The sequence below is a fragment of the Marivita sp. NO-S04 genome, from assembly GCF_059070475.1.
On sequence record NZ_CM180980.1, the window covers coordinates 2472854 to 2497114 of the forward strand.

Here is a 24261-nt window from a genome sequence, read left to right on the forward strand (position 1 = left end):
CGTATCAGGCGTCCCGCTCCATAATCCACTCCACTTCGGGCGCAGCCACAAAACGCCACTTGCGCAGCGGACCGGCCATGACGTTGAGGTAATACATCTCAAACCCGTAAGGCGCGCCGCAAGGGTGATGCCCGCGTGGGACAAGCACCACGTCGCCATCGCTCACCGCCATGGTTTCATCCAACTGGCCGTCGTCAGTATAGACGCGCTGAATGCCGAACCCGTTGCCGGGGTTGAGGCGGTGATAATAGGTTTCTTCAAGATAGGTGATGCGCGGAAAATCGTCTTCGTCGTGGCGGTGGCTGGGGTAACTGGACCAATGGCCGTTCGGCGTAAAGACTTCGGTGACCAGCAGGCTGTCGGCGTAGTCTTCGTTCTCCATCGCGATGTTGTTGATGTAGCGGGTGTTCACGCCCTTACCCCGTTCCGTGAGCGTGATCCCATCCGGCCCGATCCGACGTGCCTCGTGCCCGCCCATACCGGGAGCCGAGCAAACCGCAACCGTACACGCGGTTACGGCTGTGGCATTCCAGTCCGATCCGTTGGGCAAGTAGAGGCAATGCGGCGGGGTTTTTTCGAACACATCCATCCGGTCGCCCAGAACGCCCCAATCCTGCCCGGCACCACTGATGCTGGCCTTGCCCTCGACCATGACAAGGATCACCTCGCGGTCGCCAGTGGCCTCGCTCACACTCTCCCCTTCACGCAGCCGGTAGAGGGAGAACCCGACATAGCGCCACCCCGCAGAGGCAGGCGTAATCTCGTGTACCTTTCCGTGTGTGCCAAAAGGTTTACGCAGAAGATCGGGCATATGTCTTGTCCTTCTAGGGCCTCGGGACGCCAAAGCGACGCCCCGAGACGGGGAGGTTTACTGGGTCACGCCGCCTGACGGGCGGACATCTGACCAAGGGCGTCGGACAGCTGATCCGTCGTCCAGCCTTCTGACACGGCACGGCGCATCAGGTCGGCCTGACTTTCGGGTGCAAGGCCACCCACCGGCGGGTCGGTGTCCAGATTGGTCGGAAAGCTGTAGCCTTCCGCACAGGCCGCTATCGCTGCATCCAGTTCCGGGGCCGTCAACCGCCCGCCCTGTTTCAACGCCACCAGCGCCGGGAACAGAGCGACCGTCATAGCGCGCCGGTCCACCGCTTCCATCGCGCGACCAAAGGCCGAGGACACCTGCAGCAGGTTCACCATCCGGTTGATGTCGGTACTTCGGTTATCACCCGCCGCGTGGAAAAGTGCGGGATTGAAGAACACCGCATCGCCCTTTTCAAGCGGCACCTGAACATGCGCCTCTTCAAAATGCTCCCGATGATCGGCCTCGTGGAACCCCAGATACCCCGCCGGATAGAGCTGCGAGAACGGCAAGAGCTTGGTCGGACCGCTTTCCAGTGGCATGTCACAATGCGCCACAGCGCCTTGCAAAGTCAGCGTTGCGGTCACCTCATGTGCGTGCGCCGGATAGCGCGCCGACTGATCGGCCGTCTGAAAGCCCAGATGGTAATCCCGATGCGCCGATTGCGCCTTGCCGCCAGGCCGGACCTGATTGACCTGCGCGGTTACTTGATAGTTCGGCCCCAGCCATGCCTCACACGCGGCTGCGATTGATGTGTTGCCGTAGTAGAGCGCAAAGCCTTCGGGGTCGCGAAGACATTGCTTTTGCAGGGAATTCCAGACCCGGTCGTTGGCCCCGGAGGCGGCAAAGTGATCGCCCTTGCCCGCAGCCCCAGCCTTTTCATCCGCGATGATGGCGTTGAACACGTCAGACGCGCGGTCAATCACCGACGTGTCGGCATAGGCATGCTTGAGCGCGATCACCCCTGCCGATGAGCGCAGCACCTGCGCCCATTCCGCCATCAGTGCGCGACGTTTGTCCGCGTCGTCCAAAGCTGGCCGCAGCGCCGCCATGTCGTAGAGCGGCACGTTCTTTTCGATGGCAGCGGCATGGGGCACATCCGCCGCCTCAAGTTGTTGCGAGGTCAGCACCTTGAATTCATCCAGATCGCAGGATTCCCGATCGAAATAACCGATATATCCGAATGTCTGATCAACCACGTCCTTCTCCTTTTGCATGGTCCTTGGTGCTGGCCCCAAACCGGGACCGGTGAAACCTTACGGCGCAATCTCCAAGCCAGAGGCGCTGGCGACAGCGCGAATGTGGTCGAAGCCCATTTTCGAGTAGTCGAAGGGTGGCGCCTTGGCGGGGTCCTGTTCGGCTTCGACGACAATCCAGCCGTCATAGCTCATCGCCTTGAGGCGGTCGGTGATGGCTTGGAAGTCTATGCAGCCTTCGGGATCGCCGGGTACGGAATAGACCCCTGCGGCGACGCCATCGAGGAAGCTGCGGTCTTCAGTATGGACCCAATCCAGAACCGGCTGACGCACGTCTTTGAAATGCACGTGGTGCACGCGGTGACCCCATTTATCCAGTACCGCCAAAGGATCGGCCCCTGCAAAGTGAAGATGGCCTGTGTCGTAGAGCAGCGCGAGGTCGTCGGTCGAGCCTTCCATCAGCCAGTCGATATCTTCGGCATCCTGCACCATCGCCCCCATGTGATGATGGTAGGACAACACGCAGCCTTGATCGGCAGACCACTTGGCCAGTTCAGACAGCTTCGCGCCATAGCCCATGACCTCCCCGCGTGAAAGTTTGGGGCGCTGGCTGACCGGGCGGTGAATGTCGCCCTGAATGGTGTTGGAGCACTCGGCATAGACGATGCACGGCGCGTTCAGAGCGGCAAATTGTTCGACCTGCTGGCGGATCGCGGCCTGTTCGGTGGCCAGATCGTTGACCATCAGGTTGCCGGAACACCAGCCGCCGCAGAGCACAACGCCGTAGCGGTCGAGATAGGCCCGCAGCCCGTCTGTGTCGGCGGGCATGCGCCGCCCACGTTCGACGCCTTGGTAGCCGATGCGACCTGCATCCTCCATCGCGCCTTCGGTGGTGAAGGCGGCGGTGAGGTCCGGCAGGTCGTCATTCTGCCATGCAATAAGGGAAATCCCCAGTTTGACAGCCATCAATCGGCCCTTTGCAGTTTCTTGTTGGTGACAGCTTTCTCATGTGCCGCGCGCACCTCGGCCCGCTCCGAAACCTCGGGCACGCCGACTTCCCACCATGTGCCGCCGTGCTCGGTCGACGGGTACGGGTCGGTGTCGATGACCACGACATAAGGCACGGTCTGATCGTGCCGCTTGGCTAGCGCCTCTTCCAGTTCGGCAATGGAGCCGACCTTGATGCTAACCGCGCCCATCGCCTCGGCATGTTTGGCAAAGTCGATGGCACTGGGGTTGGCGTGAACCGAATGGGCCAGAAGGTTGTTGAACTCGGCCCCGCCGGTGCCCATCTGCAGCCGGTTGATGCAGCCGAAACCCCGGTTGTCGGTGACAACAACAGTGAACGGAATGCCCATCATCGCGGCGGTCGCCATTTCCGAATTGGCCATCATGTAGGTGCCATCGCCGGTGAAGCAGATCACGTCGGCCTCTGGTTGAGCCATCTTGATGCCCATGGCCCCTGCGATCTCGTACCCCATGCAGCTAAAGCCGTATTCCATGTGGTAGCTGCCGGGCTTGCCCGCCTTCCAAAGCTTGTGCAATTCGCCCGGCATGGTGCCTGCCGCGCACATCACGACCGTGTTGTCAGCGGAGGCGCGTTGGACAGCGCCGACCACTTGCATGTCAGTGGGTAGTTGATTGCCGTCAGGAGCGTCAGTGAGCGGGTCGACCTTGGCGAACCAGCCCTCTTTGAGCGCGGCCGCAGGCGCATCGGGCGTGTAGCCCGCAAGTTCGATGGCCAGCTCGGTCAGGCCAGCCTTGGCATCCGCCTGCACAGGCATCGCGCTGTGTTTCATGGCATCATAGGCCTGCACATTCAGGCTTATGAGTGTGCGGTTCGGGTTGGCGAACAGCCCCCAAGACCCGGTGGTAAAATCCTGGAACCTCGTACCGATGCCGATCACCACATCCGCCTCGGCGCATGTGGTGTTGGCAGGCTCACCCCCCGTCACGCCGATGGGGCCTAGGTTCAGTGGGTGATCCCAAGGCAGCGCGGACTTACCCGCCTGCGTTTCGACCACGGGAATGTTGTGTGCCTCGACAAAGGTTTTCAGATCTGCGGTCGCGTCAGAATAATGCACCCCGCCCCCGGCCACGATCACCGGACGCTTGGCTTTGCGGATCACTTCGACCGCGCGGTGCAATTCGTGCGGATCGGGATGGATGCGGCGGCGGTGCCAGATGCGCGGCTCGAAAAAGCTGATCGGATAGTCATAGGCCTCGGCCTGCACGTCCTGACAGAAGGCCAACGTGACGGGGCCACACTCTGCCGGGTCGGTCATGGTGCGAAAGGCGCGCGGCAGGGCGGTGAGGATGTGCTCAGGCCGGGTGATGCGGTCGAAATAGCGGCTCACCGGGCGAAAGCAATCGTTCGCGCTGACCGTGCCATCGCTGAACACTTCGGGCTGTTGCAGCACCGGATCGGGGCCGCGATTGGCGAAGACATCGCCGGGCAGCAACAGCACCGGAAGGCGGTTCACATGCGCGAGGGCTGCGGCGGTAACCATGTTTGTGGCCCCCGGTCCGATGGAGGACGTGACCGCCATCGCACGGGTGCGGCGCAACTGCTTGGAGTACGCAATGGCCGCATGCGCCATCGTCTGCTCATTGTGCCCGCGATAGGTCGGGAGCGTGTCGCGCACGGTGTAGAGCGCCTCTCCCAAACCGGCGACATTGCCGTGGCCGAAGATCGCCCAGCAGCCCGCGATGAAGGTGTCGCCGTCTTCGTTCATCTGTGCGGTCAGGTAGCGCACAAGCGCCTGTGCGGCGGTCAGTCTGATGGTTTTGCTCATGCTGCGTCCTCTTTTGCGCCTGCTCGCGCGTCGTCCCATATCCGGCAGAGCCGGGTGTAGCGCTCGGCCATCTGTGCTACGGCTTCGGCGTCTGATATCTCACCCTTGAGCCACGCCCGTGCGGCATCGCCAAAAATCGTGCGTCCAACCGCAAACCCTTTGACCAAGGGCTGTTTCGCGGCCAGCGCAAAACTCGCGGCCAGTTCATCTTCGGGCGCGTCGAGGCCCAGCACGACAATGCCCCGTGTGCGCGGATCGTTGCGGGTGATTGCCTGCACGGCATTGACCCATGCTGCCTCGGTCTTGAATGGCTCAAGCTTCCACCAATCGGGATACACGCCCGCATCGTAAAAGCTCTGAATCAGCGTCGCGGTGGTTTCATCATCCACGGGTGCAACCTTGGACGGGATCACTTCGAGCAAGAATTCCAATCCGTTGCGCCGCGCGGCAGTGAAGAGCCTTTTGACCCGCGCGACCTGCATCTTGGCGGTCTTGTCGTCATCATCCGGGTGGCAGAAGACCAACAGCTTGACCACATTCTCGCGCGCCCATTCGCACAAACCGCCGAGATCTTCGCCAAGTTCGGGTTCAAACTCGATCGGCCGCGATCCGGGCAGTTCGGTGGGCCGCCCGATCCATAGGCCCGTACCGCTGGCGCGGTGCAAGGCCGACCGCCCGATCCGGTTGTCGCAAAGGATGCCATAGCCCCCCTGCCCGTTCGCCACCTTGAGCGCCGCGTCGAGGCAAAGCTCCTTAAAGGCCGCGCCTTTCTCGGGTGTGTAGCCGCCCATGTCTTCCAGTTGCGAGCGGTGGTCAAAGGCGAAGGTGCGCAGGGTGGGCCAGTCGCCCTTGCGGTTCGTGGCCCAATGGATCTGTTCAAGCTCCGCATCATTGCGCAGGTCAGGCCGTTTGATGCCTCGCTTGAAGAAGAATTGCAGTTCGTCCCAGCTTGGGTAAGCCGGTGTGCAGCCATGGCGGCTGACGGCAAAGGCACCGCAGGCATTGGCGCATTTAAGAGCGGTGGGCCAATCTTCGCCGTCCAGCCAGCCTTTCAGAAGGCCGGACATGAATCCGTCGCCTGCGCCCAAGACGTTGAACACTTCGATGGGAAAGCCCGGTCCGGTCTGGCCGTCGTCCAGAGAGTCCGGGATGTCGCCCTCAAACGCCACCGCACCTGCGGCCCCGCGTTTGCAGACCAAAGTCGCTCCGGACACCGCCCGCACAGCACGCAGGGCGGCAATCGTATCGGTCGATCCACCCACGATATGGAACTCTTCTTCGGTGCCAACGATCAGGTCGAAGAAATGCAGCGTCGACTGCAGCTTGGCCGTCACAGCAGCGCTTTCGACAAACCGGCTTTCGCCATCGCCATGACCCGCCACGCCCCAAAGGTTCGGGCGGTAGTCGATATCAAGCGCGGTCTGCATTCCCTCTGCCCGCGCAATCTCCAGCGCCTTGAGCGTCGCCGCTTCGACGCGAGGGTGGCTCAAATGCGTGCCGGTGGCCACCACCGCACGGGCGGAGCGGATGAACTCCGGGTCGATATCATCGACCGTCAGCCCCATATCAGCGCAGTTTTCGCGGTAGAAGATCAGCGGGAACTGCTCCTGATCACGGATGCCGAGTAACACCAGCGCGGTCAGGCGGTCGGGGTCAGTCTTGACCCCGGTCGTGTCCACGCCTTCTTTCTGCAACTGCTCGCGGATGAAGCGGCCCATATGTTCGTCGCCGACCCCAGTGATGACTGCCGACTTCATACCCAACCGCGCGGTTCCACAGGCAATATTGGTGGGCGAGCCGCCGATGTACTTGTCGAACGACCCCATATCCTCGAGCCGGCCGCCCACCTGTGCGCCATAGAGGTCCACCGATGATCGGCCAATGGTGATGAGGTCCAGTGTCTTGGTCATGGCTCAGCCCGTGATCTCGGAAACTTTGACCGCGCGGCCTTCTTTGACCGACAGCACCGCCGCATCGGCCAATGCGAGCGCCATCAGCCCGTCCTGCCCGGTGGTGGGCGTTGGTGCACCATCGGCGACCGAGGCGACAAAGGCCGCGATCTCGTTTTCATAGGCGGCCACGTACCGTGTCATGAAGAAGTTGAGCAGCGGCGGCGTGCCGAAGCCATCCTTGTTCGCCAGTTCGATATTGGCCTCGGCCATGTTCTTTGCGCTGACCATGCCTTCGGAACCCAGCACTTCGATCCGCTGGTCGTAGCCGTAGGTGGCGCGGCGGGAATTGGTGATGATGGCCTGTTTGCCGGATGCGGTGCGTAGCATCACGTTGACGCTGTCATAATCGCCCGCCTCGCCGATCTTGGGGTCGGTCAGGACCGACGCCTGTGCCATCACGGTTTCGACCTCTTCCCCCAAAAGCCAGCGGGCCATGTCGAAGTCGTGGATCGTCATGTCGCGGAAGATGCCGCCGGACACCTTGATATACTCGACCGGAGGTGCGCCCGGATCGCGCGAGGTGATGGTGACCATCTCGACCTCGCCGACGCGGCCTGCGTCGATGGCTGCCTTGACCGCCATGAAGTCGGGATCGAACCGGCGGTTGAAGCCGACCATCAGCGTAGCGCCTTCCGCCGCGACGGTGGCAAGGCAGTCCTGCACCCGCTTCAAACTCAGATCGACGGGTTTTTCGCAGAACATCGCCTTGCCCACCTTGGCGAACTGCTCGATCAGGTCCGCATGGGTGTTGGTCGGGGTGCAGATCAAGACCGCATCCACGTCATCGGACGCCGCGATCTCGTCGATGGTGCGAATGTCGCAGCCATATTTCTGGGCCACAGATGTGGCCGCCTCGGCCATGGGATCGGCAATGGCAACCAGTGTGGTACCGGGGGTGGCGGTGACCGCCTTGGCATGGACCTGGCCGATACGGCCTGCACCAAGGATCGCAAATCTGACAGTCATGGGTCTTCCTTTATCCTCCCAAAGCCTCTCGCTTGGGACGTTCTTGTTCTCATTGCACCAGCACTTCGGCCACATGCCTTGAGGCGGCATCCGGCGAGTCTTGGGCGTGCCAGACTTACGCGCGGCACGCCCGCACATCAAAGCCCCTTCGGAGTAGCCGCGCGGTCAAAGCGCCTCGGCCACCTCGTATTCCGGCTGCGTCTTGGCGCCGGTGATATAGGCCACCACATCCTGCCCGTCGGTCTCCTCCTTGCGAAGGTTTGCGCAGATCCGCCCCCGGCGGAAGACAACGATGCGGTCCACAAGATCCATCACCTGCCGCATGTTGTGGCTGATCAGGATCAGGGGTTCACCCTGCTCTTTCAACGTGCGGATGATGTTTTCCACCTGTGCGGTTTCCTGAACCCCCAAGGCCGCCGTCGGTTCGTCCATGATGGTCAGCTTGGAATGGAAGGTCGCCGTTCTGGCAATCGCCACACATTGGCGCTGACCGCCGGACATGTTCTGGATCGTGTTGCGGATGTTGGGGATCTTCACCGCTGTCTTCTCCAGCGCGGCAATCGTGTCTGCGCGCATCGCCTTGTAGTCAAGGAACCTGAACGGCCCCAGCCAATCGAACTTGGTCTTTTCGCGCCCCAGAAACAGGTTATCCGACACGTCCAGATCATCGGCCAAAGCCAGCGTCTGGAACACCGCTTCGATCCCCGCCTCGCGGGCGTCCAAAGGTCCAGCGAAATGCACGGGCTTGCCGCCAAAATGGATCTCTCCGCGTGTTGGCTGCTCCACCCCGGTGATCTGGCGCACGAAGGTCGATTTGCCTGCCCCGTTGTCACCCATGATGGCCACGTGTTCACCTTTGCGCAGGGTGAAAGTTGCATCCTGCAAGGCGTGCACACCGCCGTAATGTTTGGTCAGGTTGCGGGTCTCAAGGATAATATCTGACATTGTCTTTCCTCCCTAAAACCGCGCACTTGCGCGTTGTTGCCGCCATTTGTCGAGAACCACAGCGCCAATGATGATCGCGCCCATCGCCATGATCTGAAAGTATGCATCCAGCTTGATGTAAGTGAACCCGGACTGGATCACGCCGAACACCATGGCACCAAGAACCGTACCGATGATCGACCCACGACCACCCGTCAGGCTGACGCCGCCGATCACCGCCATGGCAATGGCGTAAAGCTCGTAGAACAGCCCCATTCCGGATTGCGCCGTCAGGTTTTTGGAGCTGAGGATAATGGCCGCAAAGGCCGCCAGCATCGACGCGATCATGTAGACCATGACCTTGTGCCGTCTGACGTTGATCCCCGACATGCGCGCCGCGTCTTCGTTCGATCCGATGGCATAGGTGTGCTTGCCGTAAACCGTATAGCGCAGCAGCACATGGCACAGGATCGCCAGCATTACGAACCAAACCACCGGCATCATTCCTGCTCCCAGACCAGCGTAGCTTTCGGTCGGGAACGACACGGGCTGACCACGGGTCCACCACTGCGCGATACCACGGCAGATCAGGAACATGCCCAGCGTCGCGATGAACGGCGGGATGCGCGTGAAGGCGATGAACATGCCATTGATCGCGCCGATGAAGGCTCCGAAGGCCAAACCGACGAGGATCGGGATGATGACGGGTAAGTCAAAGGCCCAAGAACCGAAAACCGCCTTGGGGTTGGGGTTGCCGTTAACCAGTTCAGTCTGGGCAAAAGACATCACGATCATCGCAGTCGCGGCCACAAGAGGGCCAGAGGACAGGTCGATCCCGCCCGAGATAATCACCTGCGTCACACCTAGCGAGATGATCCCGATAATCGCCACCTGCAGAATGATGATCTGCAACCGCGCTTCGTTGAAGATGGAATCGAACCGGTCGTTCGTGTCGAACAGAAAACTTTGGCCGTTCATGTAGGGCAGCACCTGCCCCAGCAGTTCAAAGATCGCGACAATGATCACAAGCGCGATGAAGATGTTGAATTCGTTGGGCCAGCTGCGCTTGGAACTGTCGTATTTCAGCCCGCCTGTCCCTTGCGTGGTCTCCGCCATGGATGACACTCCCGATGGATTTGCTCTGCGCCCAGATCGGGCTTTTCGAGTTAGGTGGACAGGGCGCCGGATGCGCCCTGTCGTATCGCGAAGTCAGCACATCAGTTCTTGCTGAGGAACTCGTCGACATTCGCCGGTGTCACCAGCTTGAACGGGATGTAGACCTTCTGGTCCACGGCCTCACCACGGGCCAGCGCCAGCGCCGCATCGACCGAACCTTCACCCTGACCAAACGCGTCCTGGAATACAGTGGCGTCCAGATCACCGGCCTGCATCGCAACCAGCGCGTCCTGTGTCGCGTCGACACCGACCACAACCACGTCTTCCATAGAAATACCGGAGGCTTTCATCGCCTGGATCGCACCGATGGCCATTTCGTCATTGTTTGCGAAGACGACTTGGAACTCTTCACCCGAGGACAGCCAGTTGGTCATCAAATCCTGCGCTTCGTCGCGCGACCAGTTGGCAGTCTGACGGTCGATGATCGAGATGAAGTTACACATGTCGATACCAAGAATATCGTCAACGTCCTTGGTCCGCTGAACAGCCGCCTGGTTCGACAGCTGACCCATCATCAGGTAACCCGATGCCCCACCGGCATAGCCCATACCACGCAGCAATTTGCACGCCTCGAACGCCGCCAATGTGCCGGATTCGATTTCGTTCGATGCCACAAAGGCCTGATTGTCCGGCAGGCTGTCCACGTTGATCGGCTGGCGGTTCACATAGACCAGCGGAATGCCGGCATTCGCTGCGGCCTGTGACATTGCCTCGGTTGCAGACGTGTCGACTGCGTTCACGATGATAGCATCCACACCGGACGCGATGAAGTTGTTGATCTGGTCCAGCTGCTTGGCCACATCGTCCTGCGCGTCTTCGACCTGCAAGTCGACGCCGTCGATGCCAGCTGCATAATCCACCATACCGTTGCGCATCACGGTCAGGAAGTTGTCATCGAACCGCGCAATCGACGCACCAATGGTTTCCGCCATCGCGGTGGTCGACATGAGGGCGGCAAGGCCCGCGGCAATAAGGGTTTTTTTCATCAGTCTAGTCCTCCCAAAGTGGTGCCGGCACACCATTTTTACACGCCGGAGCCCCATTCGGGGCAGTTTCCCTTCACTCAGGCGGCCTCTACCGCCAGCTGCGAAGAAATGAACTCGAACGATTTGCGGATCGCGCTTTCAGGATCACGCAGCGCATGTGTTTGCGGTGAAAAGCACTCGTAAGAAATCGGGCCGTCATATCCGGCATCCAGCAAAGCGCGGATCTGTGCGACGTTGCCCAGTCGGTCTTTTTCATCGACCAGAACACGGTGTTCGTCCTCCATCTGGTCGATACCCAATGTCGGATCGACGACCCCCGAGATATGCACGATGCCGGTTTGCGCTGAGAACAACGGGCCACCTTCGGCCAAGGTGTGATGGAACGTGTCATGCACGATCTTGAACACATGCGCGGCGTCCAGCGCCTCGATTGTCTCCACCAAGTCTTGCTTAGATCGCAGCGAAGAACGTGGAAAACCCAAAGGCTCGACCAACGCGATCAGCCCGGCATCTTCGACCATCGGTTTGATGTTCTTTAGAGCGATGCGCAGATTGGCGTGCCGTTCCCCGTTGCCGCATTCTGTTCCGTCATTTCGCGGGATCAGGCTGATGGTTTCCGCACCACAGGCGGTGGCGGTGGCGATCAGGTCGCGCACTTCGGTGGCAATCGCATCTGACCAACTGTTGAACGGATAGACCTGGCTCATACCAACCAAACGCAGACCTTTGTCGCGTGCCATCTTGCCAGCGGTTGCCGCATCGGTCCCGTCAAAAAGCGCGCGATCCAAATCGTTGCGTACCTCGACCCCGATGCAATCAAGCGATGCAGCAAGCGCAAGAAACGACTCGTATCCAAGTCGGGGAACCGTCATGTGATTGAGCGCACGCTTCATGTCGATCACATCCTCCCAAATGCTTCGGCCAGTTTGACGCAGGGTAAGCTGTGCGAAGGTTGGGCGATTCCGTCAATCTTTCGACAGTCGCTTTACATCAACTATGATGGATTTCTGCAGATGCAAAATGATGTTTTTACATCACTACAAGATCTCGGGAAGGATGATCCTGGGGTCCAGAAAATGCTGCTCGACCGAGGTTGAGTTCGGGTCGGAACAGGCTTTGATCGCCAAATCGATCATACTTTGACAGACATCCCGAAGCGGCGTTGAAATCGCCATTTGTACATATCCATCCAAAAGCCCTGCCCGGCTGTCAGCCGTCACTTCATTCACCACCAGACGCACCTTGCCCGGTGGCCGCACCTCGCGCAGGGCAGCAATCGCACCCTCCATCCCGCCACCCGCGACATAGATCCCGCGCAGGTCGGGGTGGCGTTCCAATAGGCTCAAGGTGGCCTCGTAGGTGACTTGCCGGGTTTCAAGATTGACCAGCGTTTCGAGCGTTTCGAAACTTGGTGCGTTTTCCCGCATGAAGGCACGGAACCCCACTTCGCGCAGGTCGTGGCCATGCCACCTGTTGCCGCCGACAAAGATGGCAACACGGCCCGGCGTGGCGGTTTGGGTCAACATCCAAGCGGCTTGCCGCCCCACCTTCATGTTGTTTAACCCTATGTAACTGCGTCTAATTCCCTGTGCAAAGTCATTCAGCAAGGAAAACACCGGTACGTCCTTGGCCTTGAGGTCAGACACCACCTTGTCCAAGCTCTGGTGGTTGACAGCAACCGCCGCCACAGCATCGCATTCGGCCCCAAGCTTTTGCAGAAGCTCTGCGAATTCGTTTGGGGACTGCGAATTCGAGAACCGGATGGCAACCTTTCCCCGGATGTCGGTCCGCTCTGAAACCGCCCGTTCGATCTCCGCACGGAACGCCTGATAGAAGTGCTGCTTTTCCTTGAGCAGTACCACACCGATCCGCAGTTCGGGAACAGTCGCATCCAGACGGTGATCCAAGACCCCCCGCGCGTGATACCCAACCTCTCGGGCCGCATCGGCGATCCGGCGAAGGGTCTCTTCACGGACTTTCACACGACCGTTCAACGCCCTGTCGATGGTCGCGGTACTAAGGCCGGACACACGGGCCACATCTTTGATGGTTGCTCTGCGTGCCATGCCCTGCCTCCGATCTGTAGAAGCCCCTACTCCATCACGAATGATGTCTTTTCGGCAAGAGTGCATTTTTGAGCCGGGATTTTTGCAACCTGTTGCAAAATCCTGCAACGCCCGTTCAAACTGGTGCAACGCGAAAGGAATCCGGACGCATGCCAATCACCCTACAAGACGTTGCACTGCGGGCGGGCGTTTCGAAATCCGCAGTCTCCCGAACCTTTACGCCCGGCGCATCGGTATCCGCCAAGACCCGCGCCAAGGTCGAAGCCGCCGCCAAAGAGCTGGGCTATATGCCCAACGTGCTGGCCTCGAGCCTGACAACCGGCCGCACCGCGCTGATCGGCCTGATCTCCAACAACTTCACCAACCCCTACTTTCTTGAGATCTTCGATCTGTTCACCCGTGCCCTGCAACAGGCGGAACTGCGCCCCCTGTTGATCAATCTCAGCGCCGAAGAAGACGCGAGCCGGTCGCTTTCGATGCTCCGCCAGTACAACGTCGACGGGGTGATCGTCGCGTCGTCAACCTTGCCACCCGATTTCGCCAAGGTGTTCCACGATGCTGGCATCCCCGTGGTCCACGCTTTTGGCTGGTCCTCCGAGGCGCCGCAAACCGGGCGGGTGAGCATCGACAATACCGAAGCCGGACACCTTGCCGCCGTGACATTGATCGAACGCGGCTATCGGCAGGTCGGGTTTCTGGGGGGGCCGCAAAACGCGGCCACAACCGCCGATCGGCTTCGCGGGTTTCAGACCGAGCTGCAGACACATGGCTTGGTCCCGGAGGTTGAGTTCGCCACCGCCTATTCCTACGAGGCAGGCCGCGTCGCCATGACCCGCGCGCTGGACTCCGTACCCGAGGTCGAAGCGTGGTTCTGCGGCGACGATGTGATCGCCATCGGCGCAATGGACGCTGCCACTGCTTTGGGCCGCCGCATTCCGTCAGACATCGGCTTTATCGGCCTCAACGATATGAACATGGCCGGTTGGGACCGCATTGCGCTGACAACGATCCGCCAACCGGCACAGCAGATCGTAGCCACATCGGTCGACCTGATCCGTCAAGGCATCGCTGACCCGGCGACCGAGCCACAGATGGTCCTGTTGCCTTGTACCTTGATCGACCGGAAAACGCTGCGCGCCAAACCCTGACGCGCAGCCTTTGTTTAAGTACGGAACATTGGCGGGCGGGCATCCACCCATGCGCCTTGGGCCTTGCCGCTTTGCGCCACAGCAAACACCGCCGCCATCGACCGCAGCCCGTCTTCTGCACGCGGATACAGGTTCGCCGCAGGGTCCATCGCGCGGCCCTCTTTCTCGGCCCGGATCGCCTCGGCCAGATCGGCGTAGATGTTGGCAAAGGCCAGCGGCATCCCTTCGGCATGGCCGATGGTGACGCGACTGGTGCGGTCAGCTTCGGGCGACAGGTTCGCCTCACCGCGTTCGATCACTTGCAGGCGTTCGCCAAGCGGCATGTAGTAAAGCTGGTTCGGCTGTTCCTGCGCCCAGCGCAATCCGCCCTTTTCGCCAAAGACCTGAATCGACAAACCGTGCTGATTGCCCAGCGCGATGGACGATGTCCAGAGCCGCCCCACCGTGCCGCCGTCAAAGCGCAGGTTCAGCATCGCGTCGTCTTCCAGCACACGGCTTTCGATGCAGCTCACCGTGTCGGCACTCAGCTGGTCCACCTCCTGCCCAATCACGAAGGACGCCATGTGCAGCGCGTGGATACCACAATCGGCAAACTGCGCGCTGACCCCAGCCTGCGCAGGATCATACCGCCAGCGCACACGCGGGTTGTCGGCATCGGCGGCATCGGCGTGATGGCCGTGGGCAAACTCGGCCTTTACCAGACGGATATGCCCCAGATCGCCCCGCGCCACCATCGCACGCATGTGGCGGACAAGGCTGTAGCCAGTATAGCCGTAGTTCACGGCGCAGATGCGCCCGGTGGAGTGCGACAGGCGCACGATCTCTTCGCCCTCTTCGACGGTCATGGTCATGGGCTTTTCGCAAAGAACATGAAACCCGGCCTCAAGGAACGCCTTGGTGATCTCGAAATGCGTGGCATTGGGGGTGGCGACCGTCACCAAATCGACGCGGTCATCACGGTCCTTTTCGCCCTGCAGCATTTCGCGCCAATCGCCATAGGCGCGGTCCTCGGCCAGACCCAGCCGTTTGCCATAATCGCGCCCGGCATCGGGCCGGTGATCCAGCGCACCTGCCGTAAACTCGAAATGCCCGTCAAGCCCCGCGCCCAAGCGATGCGCCGGGCCGATCTGGCTGCCTTCGCCGCCGCCGATCATGCCCCACCGAAGCTTTGCCATTCTGTTCGTCCTTTCGCAAAACGCCCTGACCCTGTGCCGGGATCAGAAGCCGATAGAAGTGAGATACTCGCGGTTCGCCCGCGCATCGTCGATGGGCCGCACGTCGAGCGTGGGGTCGCAATCCTGTTCGACCGTGCACCAGCCGTCGAAACCCGCGTCCAGCAACACGTTGCGCACCGCCGGGAAGTCAACGTCGCCCTGACCGAGGTTGCAGAAGATGCCTTGACCGCAAGCCTTATAGAAATCGGTGCGATTGGCCACGACATCCGCCTTCACCGCAGGATCGATGTCCTTGAAATGCATGTAGGATATCCGGCCGATATGGCGCTGCATAAACGCCACCGGATCGTACCCGGCATAGGAGTGGTGGCCGGTGTCAAAGCAGATCTTGAGTAGGCTTGGATCGACTTCATCCAACAGGCGTTCCAGTTCCGGTTCGAAGTCAATGAACCCGGCTGCGTGGGCATGGATCGAAGGGATCAGCCCATACTCCTCGGCCCCAATTTTGGCCGCTATTTCAATGCGCTGTACAAAGGCGCGCCATTCATCCGCGCCCATCTTCTCGGCCTCGTCGGCCCGGCCAGCGGTGGGCGCACGGCGGGCTGAGATCGAGTCGATCAGCACGAAATGTCGCGCCCCATGCGCGGCAAGAGCCTTGGCCGTGCGGTTCACACCGTCCAGCACATCGTCCCACTTGTTCGCATCGTGGAACGGGCGGAACACCACGCCACCGATCAGGTCCATCCCGAATTCGGACAGCGCCTCGCCCAGTTCCACCGGGTCTTCGGGCATGAAGCCCACCGGCCCCAGTTCGATGCCAGTGTAACCCGCCTCCGCGCAGTCTCTCAGCACCTGCCGCCAGGGCGGGTTTCGCGGATCGCCTGCGAATTCGACACCCCACGAACAGGGAGCGTTGCCGATGCGGATGGTCATGCTGTGGTCTCCTGAAAATCGCTGACGTTTTTCCATCCGCCCCCATTGGCAGAGGCGTGAATGGCTTCGATCACCTCGGCCACGGCCAGCCCATCGCGGAAGGTGGGCCAGACGGCCTTTCCAGTGTGGATGGCGGTAAGGAAATCTTTGGCTTCGATGATGATCTGATCCTGATAGCCGGTGCCGTGGCCCGGCCCAAGGCAGAACGGAAGGTAGTCGGGATGGGCCGGTCCGGTCAGGATTTTGCGGAACCCGCGCGTCGCCTCAGGCCCTTCGGCGAGGTACAGCCAAACGGCGTTCTGGTCTTCCTGATCAAACCGGATCGCGCCCTTGGTGCCTGTGATTTCATAGGCATAGCCCATCTTCCGACCCGTCGCGATGCGGCTGGAATAGATATGGCCCATCACGCCAGAGGCGAAGCGCACCATGATCTGCGCGTGGTCATCATTGTCGACGGTGCCGCCGGGACGGCTGGCGTGCACGGTTTCAAGATCGGCGCAGAGCTTGGTCACCGGCCCCATCAGCGCCAATGCGGCATTGATCGGATGCGGGGCAAGATCGCCCATATTTCCATTCGCCAGCCCCGTGCAGCGCCAGTTGAAGGGCGTTGACGGGTCGGACAGGAAATCCTCGGTATGTTCGCAGCGGAACCATGTGACATCGCCAATGGTGCCTTCGGCCAAGAGCTGGCGGACGAACTGGCTGGCCGGGGTGCGGATGTAGTTGAAGCCGATCATGTTCGGCACACCCGCCGCCTCGGCCGCTTGGACCATCGCGCGGGAGTCCTCCAGCGTATCTGCCAACGGCTTTTCGCACAGCACCGGCTTGCCTAGCGCGATGGCAGCTTCAGCGATGGCGCGGTGGGTGTCCTGTGGTGACGCGATCACCACGGCGTCGACCTTGGGGTCTGCGACCAGCGTTTGCCAATCAGGTGCAGCGCGGTTGAAGCCAAAAGAAGCGCGATACCGTTCTGCGCTGGCAAGGCTGGAGGCTGCGATCATCTCAAGTCGGGGACGCAAGGCTGTGTCGAACACGGCAGCAACAGACGCCATGGCAACGGCGTGCGCCTTGCCCATATAGCCCCCACCGATGATGCCGATTCCGATCTCGGACATGGCTTCCTCCCTGCATCTTGCAACCGGTTGCAAAATCTGTATCGTCCTGTTCAAACCCGTGCAACTCAAAACGAGTGTGACCATGAAAGATCTGGCCCGACTCCACGGCAAAGGCTTCCTCGTGATTGGACGCGCAGGAATGGACCTTTATGCCGATCCTCCCGGCACGGAAATCGAGGACGCCGTGCAATTCACCGCAGCACTTGGTGGATCGTCCGCCAACATCGCCGCTGGTTTGTGTCGAATGGGCTGCGACGCGACATTGGTCACCTGCGTGTCGGACGATGCGGTGGGGCGTTACTGCCTGAAACAACTGGACAATTATGGGATTGATCGTCGCTTCGTGCGGTCGGTCGCAGGTGAAGCGCGCAATTCGCTGGCGGTGGTGGAAACCCGATTGGAGAACACACAATCGGTAATCTACCGCAACAACGCGGCGGATTTCGCGATGACGATGCAGGATGTCGAGGCCCTGCCCTATGCCGGGTTTTCGGCGCTGATCACTACGGGCACGGTGCTCGCGGCAGAACCATCGCGCAGCGCCACGTTCCACGCGTTCGAGCGCGCAAATTCGGTCGGGCTGCCTGTGATTTTCGACGTGGATTACCGGCCCTATTCCTGGGCTTCGGCGCAGGAAGCGTCCGACGTCTATTCCCGTGCGGCCGCTCTCTGTGACATCGTTATCGGAAATGATGTGGAGTTCGACTTCATGGCCGGAACCGAAGGCCAAGGGCTTGAGAAAGCGCGGTCTTTGATCGGCGAAGGCGCGCAGATTGTCGTCTACAAGATGGGCGAGCTGGGCGCGATCACCATCACGCCCGAGGACGAGACCCGGACGGGTGTTTTCGGGACCCAAGCGCTGAAACCAACCGGCGCGGGCGACAGTTTCATGGCGGGTTTTCTGGCCGCTCTGTCGGATGGTCAGCCAATTGCCCAAGCGGTGCGCCAAGGCTCTGCCGCTGCTGCAATCGTGGTGGCACGCGTCGCCTGCGCGCCCGCGATGCCAACGCTTAACGAGATCACAGATTTCATGGCGCATGCCAATATGCGCCGCGCCTGACAGGAGGCCCTATGCACATCCCCCCCCATAACAATGGCAACAAACCGATCGTTGATGTTGATCACCCGCTGGTGCCGCTCAACTACTTCAACATCGTGAAGCTGAAGCCGGGTGAAACGTACGATTACCGTCTTGAAGCGTACGAGACTTGCATCGTGCCGGCGACCGGGACGGTGACCGTGGAAACGGCGGGTGAGACCTTTGCCGATATTGGTCATCGGGGCGAGGACGTTTGGGATGGCGACCCCGAAGGCGTCTATGTGCCGACCGGATCAGGGGCCCGGATCACCGCGCGGACAGAGACCGAGGTGTTCATCGCCGGTGCAAAATTTGCAACCGCCTTGCAACCCTTTGCAATCCGCAAGGATGACTTGGACCTCGTGCAATACGGCAGCGACGACACCAAGACCCATCGCAAGATCAAGCACATCCTCGGCGCGAACCACCATGATCGTGTCGGGCGCTTGCTGGTGTCCGAGCTTTTCACCGTAGGCGCGGGCGGCTGGTCTGGCTTCCCGTCGCACAAGCATGACACCGACCGCCTGCCGGACGAGACACGGCATGACGAGACATACAATTTCCGCTTCAAACCGGATTATGGCTCGGGCCTGCAGATGCTTCAGCGGGTCGATAATGAACCGGGGGATGCGTATCACATCATGAACGGATCAACCGTACTGATCGACAAGGGTTACCACCCCTGCTGCGCACTGCCGGGATACGAGATGTATTACTTCACTATCCTTGGTGGGCTATCTCAACGGTCGCTCAAACAGTATTTCCAGCCGACCCATGCCGAGCAACTGCACACCATCCCAGGCATCATGGATATGGTGGCCAAGTTCAAATGACCCGTGCGACGCTGGCCGAGGTGTTGCAGCCCGCGCTTCGGGATGGATACGCGGTGGCGGGGCTGGTCTGCCTTGGCTGGGAGGACGCCCGCGCCTATGTCGCTGCCGCTGAGGCCGAAGGCGCGCCGGTGATCCTTCAGGCTGGACCGGGCGCGCGGGCGCATATGCCCCTGTCCGTCTGGGCGGCGATGTTTCACGCCTTGGCGGATGGGGCTTCGGTGCCGGTCGTATCCCATCTGGACCACGGAACCAGCGTTACAGAATGCGCGGAGGCAATTGCGCTGGGGTTCACATCGGTGATGTTCGACGGCTCGCGCCTGCCCTTGGAGGAAAACATCGCGCAGACGAAGGCCATTGTGGAGATGGCCCATCAGGCCGGTGTGTCCTGCGAAGGTGAGATCGGGTTTGTGGGCTATGCGGACGGTGCGGAGTCGCACGGAACCGACCCGGACGAGGCAGCTCGTTTTGCCGACGAGACCGGCGTCGATGCGATCGCGGTGTCTATCGGAAATGTGCATCTTCAAACGGATCAGGTGGCGCAGATCGACCGCGACAGGCTGGCCCGGATCGAAGCTGTGACGGACATGCCATTGGTAATCCACGGGGGGTCCGGCTTGCCGCATGACCTCCGCCAAGACCTCGCGCGGACCAGTGCGATCTGCAAGTTCAACATCGGGACGGAGTTGCGGATGACCTTCGGCGGGGCACTGCGAGCGAACTTGGCAGCGCGGCCTGATGTGTTTGATCGGATCGCAATTTTGTCGGCGGTGGAGGAACCGTTGATAGAGAAAGCGCGTGAGGTGATCCGGGGGTTGCGTTGATCCTCCGACCTTCTTGTCTTTTCAGCTTCGAACCAGCGTCGCGCCCGAACCGAGGGGTGGGCGAGAAGCGCCCGCCCCGTGGGGGCGGTTCGGGCGCTGCCTGTGCATAGCACAGGCATGGCGCACTGGATTTAGAGAACAGTCCTTCAATCCTTTCGAAAAACTGTCATGCTGGCAGCACTCGACCCACCAAAGGACCACCCCTATGATCGCCTATGTCACCGTTGGTGCAGATGACATCGAACAGGCCAAGCGGTTCTATTCGGCGTTCCTCCCTGCCCTTGGCTATAGCATGACCCAAGGCTCCGAGGGGCTGAGTTTTGCTCTGCCGGTGCCGCCGGGAGAGGCCCCTGTTCACCCGGATTTTTATGTCAAACCCACGTTCAATGGGCAGCCCGCCTCGGCCGGGAACGGGACGATGGTGGCATTCGAGGCCACCGATCAGGCGCAGGTCCGCGAACTGCACGCCGCCGCTTTGGTGGCAGGTGGGTCGGATGAAGGGCAACCGGGTTTTCGCGCCTCTTACGGTCCGCGCTTTTACGTGAGCTACCTGCGCGACCCGCAGGGCAACAAGATCGCGCTGTTTTCGAGCAATCCGAACGATCCCAGCCGGGATGGCTGAGATCGGACGCAATCGGCGTCAGCCCTTAACCGCCGCACGGAAGGCATCGAACTCGCTGTCAGAGATCGGCACGCAATGCTCGGGCGCGGGATAGGTGCCGGTTTTCACATCCGCGATAAACTCTCCGAAGGCCGCGATGCGTTCGTCTTGCAGTCGGGCGAATTCCGCTGCGAAATTGCGGTAGCGTTTGGCATGACGCGGTTGTTTGTTGGTGCCGTGACCCAAAACATCCTCGGCAAAAAGGTATTGCGCATCTGCATGGCCGCCCGCCCCCATGCCCAGCATCAGAAGCGACGTGTTCCGCGAAATTAGTTCGGCCACGCGATCCGGCACCACTTCAAGCTCTGCGCCGAAACAGCCGATCTCTTCCAGCCGTTTGACATGATCCCAGACCGCCTTGGCGCTGTCTGCGGTTTTGCCCACCGCTTTGAAGCCACCAGTCCAGGTGCATTGCGACGGGATCAGCCCAACATGCGCGACGACGGGAATGCCGTTGTCACAAAGCAGTTTCTGGATGTCGAGAGAGGCCGAGCAGTAGACGCAATCGCCGCCGGTCTGCATCGCGGCATGGGCGGCGCGCAGGTAGTCTTCGCCGGTGCAAAGTTCACCGTAGAGCAAGCCGACCTGAACAAAGCAGTCGCCTGCCGCCGCGCGCATGTCGGGAGTCCAGCGGGGCGCGATGATCGACAGCATGTCGATGCCTGCCGCCGCCGCAGCGCGGGCCTCGTCCGGGGTTTCGACGAAGAGCATGGTCAGCTTGTCGCCGCGCGCCTTGCGTGCGCGCAGGTCAGCAACTGTGGGACGTTTGTGATAGAGACCCACGGTCACACCTCGATCAAAACACGGCCGCCTTCGACCTTGGTCTTGTAGGTGTTCAGGTTCACGCAAGCGGGGGCGCGTTTGGCCTCTCCGGTGCGGTAATCGAAGGTGGCGTTGTGCTTGGGGCACTCGATTTCATAGTCCATCACCAGCCCGTCTTCGAGATGCACGTGCTCGTGCGTACACAGGCCATCGGTGCAGAAATACTCGCCATCGGGGCTGTGGTAGATGGCAAATGTGCGATCCTCGTGATCGAAGCGGATCAGGTCTTCTTCGTCGATGTCATCGGTCGCACAGGCGTCGATCCAGGGCATGCTGGGTCCTTCCTTTTCGTTTTTTGGGCTTGGGTTATTCGGCAGCAGCGCCGAGGGCGGCTGCGTGAAAATCCTCGCGATAGGGTTTCGCGGTGGGCGGCAGATCGCGTTTCAGGAACACGTCCTCATAGGCCAGTTGGCGACGGAGGACGGGCAGGATTTCGGCGTAGGCTTGCCACATCGACGTGTTGGCCGCAGGCAAGTCGTGTTTGATTGCGTCGTGCAGATCGGGCAGCCGGTGATAAGGCACCATCGGAAACATGTGATGTTCGACGTGGTAGTTCATGTTCCAGTAGATGAAGCGCGACACCGGATTGATATAGACGGTGCGCGAATTCAGTCGGTGGTCGGTGACGTTGTCGGCCAATCCTGCGTGCTGCATGACGCCGGTCAGAACATGATGCCATGCGCCGTAGAGCCGGGGCAAACCGATCACCATAAGCGGTAGGATTGATCCCATCGCGAGCGCAAGCGCAATGGTCGCGACATAGATCGCGACCCAGATGCGGGCGATGCGGATCACCTTGGGCTGTTCCTGTTTGGGGATATAGTCGGCCTCTTCGGGGTGGATTCGGCCTGACGCGTTGTAGAGCATCCGTTTCCAGCCGCCATAAGCGTCTAAAATCCCTAGGAAATTCACTGCAATCCGGAACAGCGCAGGTGGACGCATGGCGACGATTTCGGGGTCGCGGCCCACGATGATCGTGTCGGTGTGATGGCGTGCATGGCTCCAACGCCAGGACACCGGGTTGCGGACCATGCAGAAGCTGGCGATCTGGTAGAGCCAGTCGTTGTAGTGGCGCGTCTTGAAGGCGGTGCCGTGAGAACATTCGTGCCAACGCGAGTCCATGGCCGAACCATAGAGCACGCCATACGCCAGCCAGAACGGCGCGCTCCACCATGACGGCCACAGCGCGATGCCGATGGCGGCGAAGATGATCATGCTGGCGAACAGGAGGATCGTGTCGCGGATAGCGGGCTGATCCGACCGCTGCATCAGCTCTTTCATCTGCTTGCGCGGGATGTCGGTGTGATACCACTCTGCCGCCGCAAGCCCGGTTTCGACAGCGTGACGGGCATTGGGCCCCAGCAGGGAATAATCGCGTTTTGCCATGATCCTCAGATCCGAATTTGGGTGTGTTGGCGATCACGTTACGGGGGAACACCGATCCGGCAAAGATTTTGCAAAGCGAAAGCCATCAGTTTACATCAGTTCAGACCTTTTCATTGATGGATTCACATCATGCCGAGACTCCCAACACTTCAGGATTTGGCCACAGCCGCCGGTGTCGGCGTGGCAACCGTGGATCGCGTTGTGAATGGGCGGGCCAATGTCTCCAAGCGCAGCATCGCGCGGGTTCTGGAGGCGGCCCGACAGATTGGCTATCCCCTGCCCGATCACGCATCGCATATGGGGTTGGCTGGGCAACCGAAGCTGACCCTTGGCTTTGTGCTGCACAAACCTTCGCAAGCGTTTTACCAGCAGTTTGCAACGGAGATCAGGGCGGCCTGTGACGCCCAGTCCGAGGCCAACGTCACGCCGCACATCCACTTCTCGCCGTCCCAAGCGCCCGATGATTTCGCAAAGGCCATCCGATCCGCCGCGGTGCAAAGCACAGCTGTCGCTGCCACAGCCATCAACCACCCCACGATGATCCGACTGGTGGAAGTGCTTGCCGATCAGAGTGTTCCGGTCTTTTCCCTGCTCAACGATTTTGCGGGCCGCGCGGGTGCGGGATATTTCGGGCTCGACAACATGAAGGTGGGGCGGCTGGCCGGATGGATGATGGCAACCCAGTTACAGCGCCCCTGCCGCGTTGCGGTGATGGTGGGCGGAGCAAGGTGGCACGGACAGGGGCTGCGCGAGACCGGCTTTCGTACCGCACTGCGCGAGCACTGTCCGCAGATCACGATCACCGACACGAGCGTCAATCTTGAGACGCGGCAAGTCACCTATGAAGCAACGCTCGACCTGTTGCAGCGCCATGGCGATCTTGCCGGGATTTACGTGGCCGGTGGCGGGATGGAAGGCGCAATTGCAGCACTGCGCGAGACGCGCCCTCCGGGCAAGGTGGCGTTGATCGTCAATGAACTGACCGAAGACAGCCGCGCGGCCTTGGCTGATGGCTATGTGACGATGGTGGTCGCGACGCCATTGCGGGCGCTGTGCACAATGTTGGTCGCAACGATGACCGAGACCGCGCTGCATGGCGGCGCAGCGGTGCAGAAACCAGCGCTGTTCGATCCGACAATCTATCTTCCCGAGTCCGTCTGACAGACCATCAAGCCAAGTGTCGATCTGTGGCCCTCGGACAATAACCTGTCCGATAGTTGATCGGTTTCGCCTAAAGCGCCGCCTGTCCTGTCCGTTGAAGTGTCTGAACGAGCCTCTTTCGAATGGGACCAGCGACAATGACACAGCCTGCCAGACTTTGCCAATCGCATCCCGATACACGAGGCACAGGCGCTCTGACGGTTTACCC

23 protein-coding genes are annotated in these 24261 nt (G+C 60.7%); 6 read left to right on the forward strand and 17 right to left on the reverse strand.

Features of this window, described 5'->3' with window-relative positions; all coding sequences use genetic code 11:
* Positions 1-4: 4 nt before the first annotated feature.
* The 11 genes from iolB to ACK3EW_RS12785 all read right to left on the reverse strand — a co-directional run bounded on the left by iolB (position 5) and on the right by ACK3EW_RS12785 (position 12920).
* On the reverse strand, positions 5-811 hold the full coding sequence (gene iolB / locus ACK3EW_RS12735) for a 5-deoxy-glucuronate isomerase (protein ID WP_493806517.1): 807 nt from the start codon (positions 809-811) through the stop codon (positions 5-7).
* Between the two features lie 65 nt (positions 812-876).
* Positions 877-2076, reverse strand: a complete 1200-nt coding sequence (locus ACK3EW_RS12740; RefSeq protein WP_493806518.1) for a phytanoyl-CoA dioxygenase family protein — start codon at positions 2074-2076, stop codon at positions 877-879.
* A gap of 39 nt (positions 2077-2115) precedes the next feature.
* A complete protein-coding gene (gene iolE, locus ACK3EW_RS12745) occupies positions 2116-3021 on the reverse strand; it encodes a myo-inosose-2 dehydratase (RefSeq protein WP_493806519.1) in 906 nt (301 codons plus the stop codon).
* A complete protein-coding gene (gene iolD / locus ACK3EW_RS12750; RefSeq protein ID WP_493806520.1) occupies positions 3021-4850 on the reverse strand; it encodes a 3D-(3,5/4)-trihydroxycyclohexane-1,2-dione acylhydrolase (decyclizing) in 1830 nt (609 codons plus the stop codon). The genes iolE and iolD overlap by 1 nt, the downstream gene beginning before the upstream one ends.
* Positions 4847-6760, reverse strand: a complete 1914-nt coding sequence (locus tag ACK3EW_RS12755; RefSeq protein ID WP_493806521.1) for a bifunctional 5-dehydro-2-deoxygluconokinase/5-dehydro-2-deoxyphosphogluconate aldolase — start codon at positions 6758-6760, stop codon at positions 4847-4849. Before ACK3EW_RS12755 ends, iolD begins: the two co-directional genes overlap by 4 nt.
* Before the next feature lie 3 nt (positions 6761-6763).
* Positions 6764-7768 (reverse strand): inositol 2-dehydrogenase, encoded by a 1005-nt coding sequence (iolG, locus tag ACK3EW_RS12760; RefSeq protein ID WP_493806522.1) that lies wholly within the window; start codon positions 7766-7768, stop codon positions 6764-6766.
* 165 nt (positions 7769-7933) lie between these two features.
* Complete coding sequence (locus tag ACK3EW_RS12765; RefSeq protein ID WP_493806523.1) at positions 7934-8713, reverse strand: ATP-binding cassette domain-containing protein; 780 nt, start codon at positions 8711-8713, stop codon at positions 7934-7936.
* Between the two features lie 12 nt (positions 8714-8725).
* Positions 8726-9808: an ABC transporter permease gene (locus ACK3EW_RS12770; protein WP_439119163.1), complete on the reverse strand. Its 1083-nt coding sequence runs from the start codon at positions 9806-9808 to the stop codon at positions 8726-8728.
* A gap of 101 nt (positions 9809-9909) precedes the next feature.
* Entirely contained in the window at positions 9910-10854 is a 945-nt protein-coding gene (locus tag ACK3EW_RS12775; protein WP_493806524.1) for a sugar ABC transporter substrate-binding protein, read from the reverse strand.
* Between the two features lie 77 nt (positions 10855-10931).
* On the reverse strand, positions 10932-11747 hold the full coding sequence (locus ACK3EW_RS12780; protein ID WP_493806525.1) for a TIM barrel protein: 816 nt from the start codon (positions 11745-11747) through the stop codon (positions 10932-10934).
* A 144-nt stretch (positions 11748-11891) separates the two neighbouring features.
* A complete protein-coding gene (locus ACK3EW_RS12785) occupies positions 11892-12920 on the reverse strand; it encodes a LacI family DNA-binding transcriptional regulator (RefSeq protein ID WP_493806526.1) in 1029 nt (342 codons plus the stop codon).
* A gap of 149 nt (positions 12921-13069) precedes the next feature.
* Between ACK3EW_RS12785 and ACK3EW_RS12790 the strand changes: the two genes are divergently transcribed.
* A complete protein-coding gene (locus tag ACK3EW_RS12790; protein ID WP_493806527.1) occupies positions 13070-14068 on the forward strand; it encodes a LacI family DNA-binding transcriptional regulator in 999 nt (332 codons plus the stop codon).
* Positions 14069-14082: 14 nt separating this feature from the next.
* Here the strand turns inward: ACK3EW_RS12790 and ACK3EW_RS12795 are convergent, their stop codons facing one another.
* Genes ACK3EW_RS12795 through ACK3EW_RS12805 form a run of 3 tightly spaced genes read right to left on the reverse strand, consistent with a single transcriptional unit; the run spans position 14083 to position 17291 of the window.
* Positions 14083-15243, reverse strand: a complete 1161-nt coding sequence (locus ACK3EW_RS12795; RefSeq protein WP_493806528.1) for a Gfo/Idh/MocA family protein — start codon at positions 15241-15243, stop codon at positions 14083-14085.
* Positions 15244-15285: 42 nt separating this feature from the next.
* The gene (locus tag ACK3EW_RS12800; RefSeq protein ID WP_493806529.1) at positions 15286-16176 is read right to left on the reverse strand and encodes a TIM barrel protein; all 891 of its coding nucleotides are present in this window, start codon (positions 16174-16176) and stop codon (positions 15286-15288) included.
* Positions 16173-17291, reverse strand: a complete 1119-nt coding sequence (locus ACK3EW_RS12805; protein WP_493806530.1) for a Gfo/Idh/MocA family protein — start codon at positions 17289-17291, stop codon at positions 16173-16175. The genes ACK3EW_RS12800 and ACK3EW_RS12805 overlap by 4 nt, the downstream gene beginning before the upstream one ends.
* Positions 17292-17373: 82 nt before the next feature.
* Between ACK3EW_RS12805 and iolC the strand changes: the two genes are divergently transcribed.
* The 4 genes from iolC (at position 17374) to ACK3EW_RS12825 (ending at position 20645) form a co-directional block, all read left to right on the forward strand.
* Positions 17374-18351 (forward strand): 5-dehydro-2-deoxygluconokinase, encoded by a 978-nt coding sequence (iolC, locus tag ACK3EW_RS12810; protein ID WP_493806531.1) that lies wholly within the window; start codon positions 17374-17376, stop codon positions 18349-18351.
* An 11-nt stretch (positions 18352-18362) separates the two neighbouring features.
* Complete coding sequence (locus tag ACK3EW_RS12815) at positions 18363-19202, forward strand: 5-deoxy-glucuronate isomerase (protein WP_493806532.1); 840 nt, start codon at positions 18363-18365, stop codon at positions 19200-19202.
* Positions 19199-20023, forward strand: a complete 825-nt coding sequence (locus tag ACK3EW_RS12820) for a class II fructose-bisphosphate aldolase (RefSeq protein ID WP_493806533.1) — start codon at positions 19199-19201, stop codon at positions 20021-20023. Before ACK3EW_RS12815 ends, ACK3EW_RS12820 begins: the two co-directional genes overlap by 4 nt.
* A gap of 205 nt (positions 20024-20228) precedes the next feature.
* Positions 20229-20645 carry a VOC family protein gene (locus ACK3EW_RS12825; RefSeq protein WP_493806534.1) on the forward strand — a complete coding sequence of 139 codons (417 nt, stop codon included), beginning with the start codon at positions 20229-20231 and terminating at the stop codon, positions 20643-20645.
* 18 nt (positions 20646-20663) lie between these two features.
* Here the strand turns inward: ACK3EW_RS12825 and ACK3EW_RS12830 are convergent, their stop codons facing one another.
* From ACK3EW_RS12830 to ACK3EW_RS12840, 3 genes are read right to left on the reverse strand one after another with little or no spacing between them, the layout of a single operon-like run.
* Complete coding sequence (locus tag ACK3EW_RS12830) at positions 20664-21473, reverse strand: 3-methyl-2-oxobutanoate hydroxymethyltransferase (protein WP_493806535.1); 810 nt, start codon at positions 21471-21473, stop codon at positions 20664-20666.
* Positions 21470-21778 (reverse strand): MocE family 2Fe-2S type ferredoxin, encoded by a 309-nt coding sequence (locus ACK3EW_RS12835; RefSeq protein ID WP_439119150.1) that lies wholly within the window; start codon positions 21776-21778, stop codon positions 21470-21472. The genes ACK3EW_RS12830 and ACK3EW_RS12835 overlap by 4 nt, the downstream gene beginning before the upstream one ends.
* A gap of 34 nt (positions 21779-21812) precedes the next feature.
* Entirely contained in the window at positions 21813-22892 is a 1080-nt protein-coding gene (locus ACK3EW_RS12840) for a fatty acid desaturase family protein (protein ID WP_493806536.1), read from the reverse strand.
* A 129-nt stretch (positions 22893-23021) separates the two neighbouring features.
* On the opposite strand from ACK3EW_RS12840, the gene ACK3EW_RS12845 reads away from it, so the two are divergent.
* Positions 23022-24053 (forward strand): LacI family DNA-binding transcriptional regulator, encoded by a 1032-nt coding sequence (locus tag ACK3EW_RS12845; RefSeq protein ID WP_493806537.1) that lies wholly within the window; start codon positions 23022-23024, stop codon positions 24051-24053.
* Positions 24054-24261: the final 208 nt, after the last annotated feature.

Coding starts and splice junctions, on each gene's coding strand:
- ACK3EW_RS12775 (WP_493806524.1), bottom strand. CDS start 10,854: ATGAAAAAAACCCTTATTGCCGCGGGCCTTGCCGCCCTCATGTCGACC.
- ACK3EW_RS12780 (WP_493806525.1), bottom strand. CDS start 11,747: ATGAAGCGTGCGCTCAATCACATGACGGTTCCCCGACTTGGATACGAG.
- ACK3EW_RS12765 (WP_493806523.1), bottom strand. CDS start 8,713: ATGTCAGATATTATCCTTGAGACCCGCAACCTGACCAAACATTACGGC.
- iolG (WP_493806522.1), bottom strand. CDS start 7,768: ATGACTGTCAGATTTGCGATCCTTGGTGCAGGCCGTATCGGCCAGGTC.
- iolB (WP_493806517.1), bottom strand. CDS start 811: ATGCCCGATCTTCTGCGTAAACCTTTTGGCACACACGGAAAGGTACAC.
- ACK3EW_RS12790 (WP_493806527.1), top strand. CDS start 13,070: ATGCCAATCACCCTACAAGACGTTGCACTGCGGGCGGGCGTTTCGAAA.
- ACK3EW_RS12740 (WP_493806518.1), bottom strand. CDS start 2,076: ATGCAAAAGGAGAAGGACGTGGTTGATCAGACATTCGGATATATCGGT.
- ACK3EW_RS12805 (WP_493806530.1), bottom strand. CDS start 17,291: ATGTCCGAGATCGGAATCGGCATCATCGGTGGGGGCTATATGGGCAAG.
- ACK3EW_RS12770 (WP_439119163.1), bottom strand. CDS start 9,808: ATGGCGGAGACCACGCAAGGGACAGGCGGGCTGAAATACGACAGTTCC.
- ACK3EW_RS12820 (WP_493806533.1), top strand. CDS start 19,199: ATGACCCGTGCGACGCTGGCCGAGGTGTTGCAGCCCGCGCTTCGGGAT.
- iolD (WP_493806520.1), bottom strand. CDS start 4,850: ATGAGCAAAACCATCAGACTGACCGCCGCACAGGCGCTTGTGCGCTAC.
- ACK3EW_RS12835 (WP_439119150.1), bottom strand. CDS start 21,778: ATGCCCTGGATCGACGCCTGTGCGACCGATGACATCGACGAAGAAGAC.
- iolC (WP_493806531.1), top strand. CDS start 17,374: ATGAAAGATCTGGCCCGACTCCACGGCAAAGGCTTCCTCGTGATTGGA.
- ACK3EW_RS12785 (WP_493806526.1), bottom strand. CDS start 12,920: ATGGCACGCAGAGCAACCATCAAAGATGTGGCCCGTGTGTCCGGCCTT.
- iolE (WP_493806519.1), bottom strand. CDS start 3,021: ATGGCTGTCAAACTGGGGATTTCCCTTATTGCATGGCAGAATGACGAC.
- ACK3EW_RS12815 (WP_493806532.1), top strand. CDS start 18,363: ATGCACATCCCCCCCCATAACAATGGCAACAAACCGATCGTTGATGTT.
- ACK3EW_RS12825 (WP_493806534.1), top strand. CDS start 20,229: ATGATCGCCTATGTCACCGTTGGTGCAGATGACATCGAACAGGCCAAG.
- ACK3EW_RS12840 (WP_493806536.1), bottom strand. CDS start 22,892: ATGGCAAAACGCGATTATTCCCTGCTGGGGCCCAATGCCCGTCACGCT.
- ACK3EW_RS12800 (WP_493806529.1), bottom strand. CDS start 16,176: ATGACCATCCGCATCGGCAACGCTCCCTGTTCGTGGGGTGTCGAATTC.
- ACK3EW_RS12845 (WP_493806537.1), top strand. CDS start 23,022: ATGCCGAGACTCCCAACACTTCAGGATTTGGCCACAGCCGCCGGTGTC.
- ACK3EW_RS12755 (WP_493806521.1), bottom strand. CDS start 6,760: ATGACCAAGACACTGGACCTCATCACCATTGGCCGATCATCGGTGGAC.
- ACK3EW_RS12795 (WP_493806528.1), bottom strand. CDS start 15,243: ATGGCAAAGCTTCGGTGGGGCATGATCGGCGGCGGCGAAGGCAGCCAG.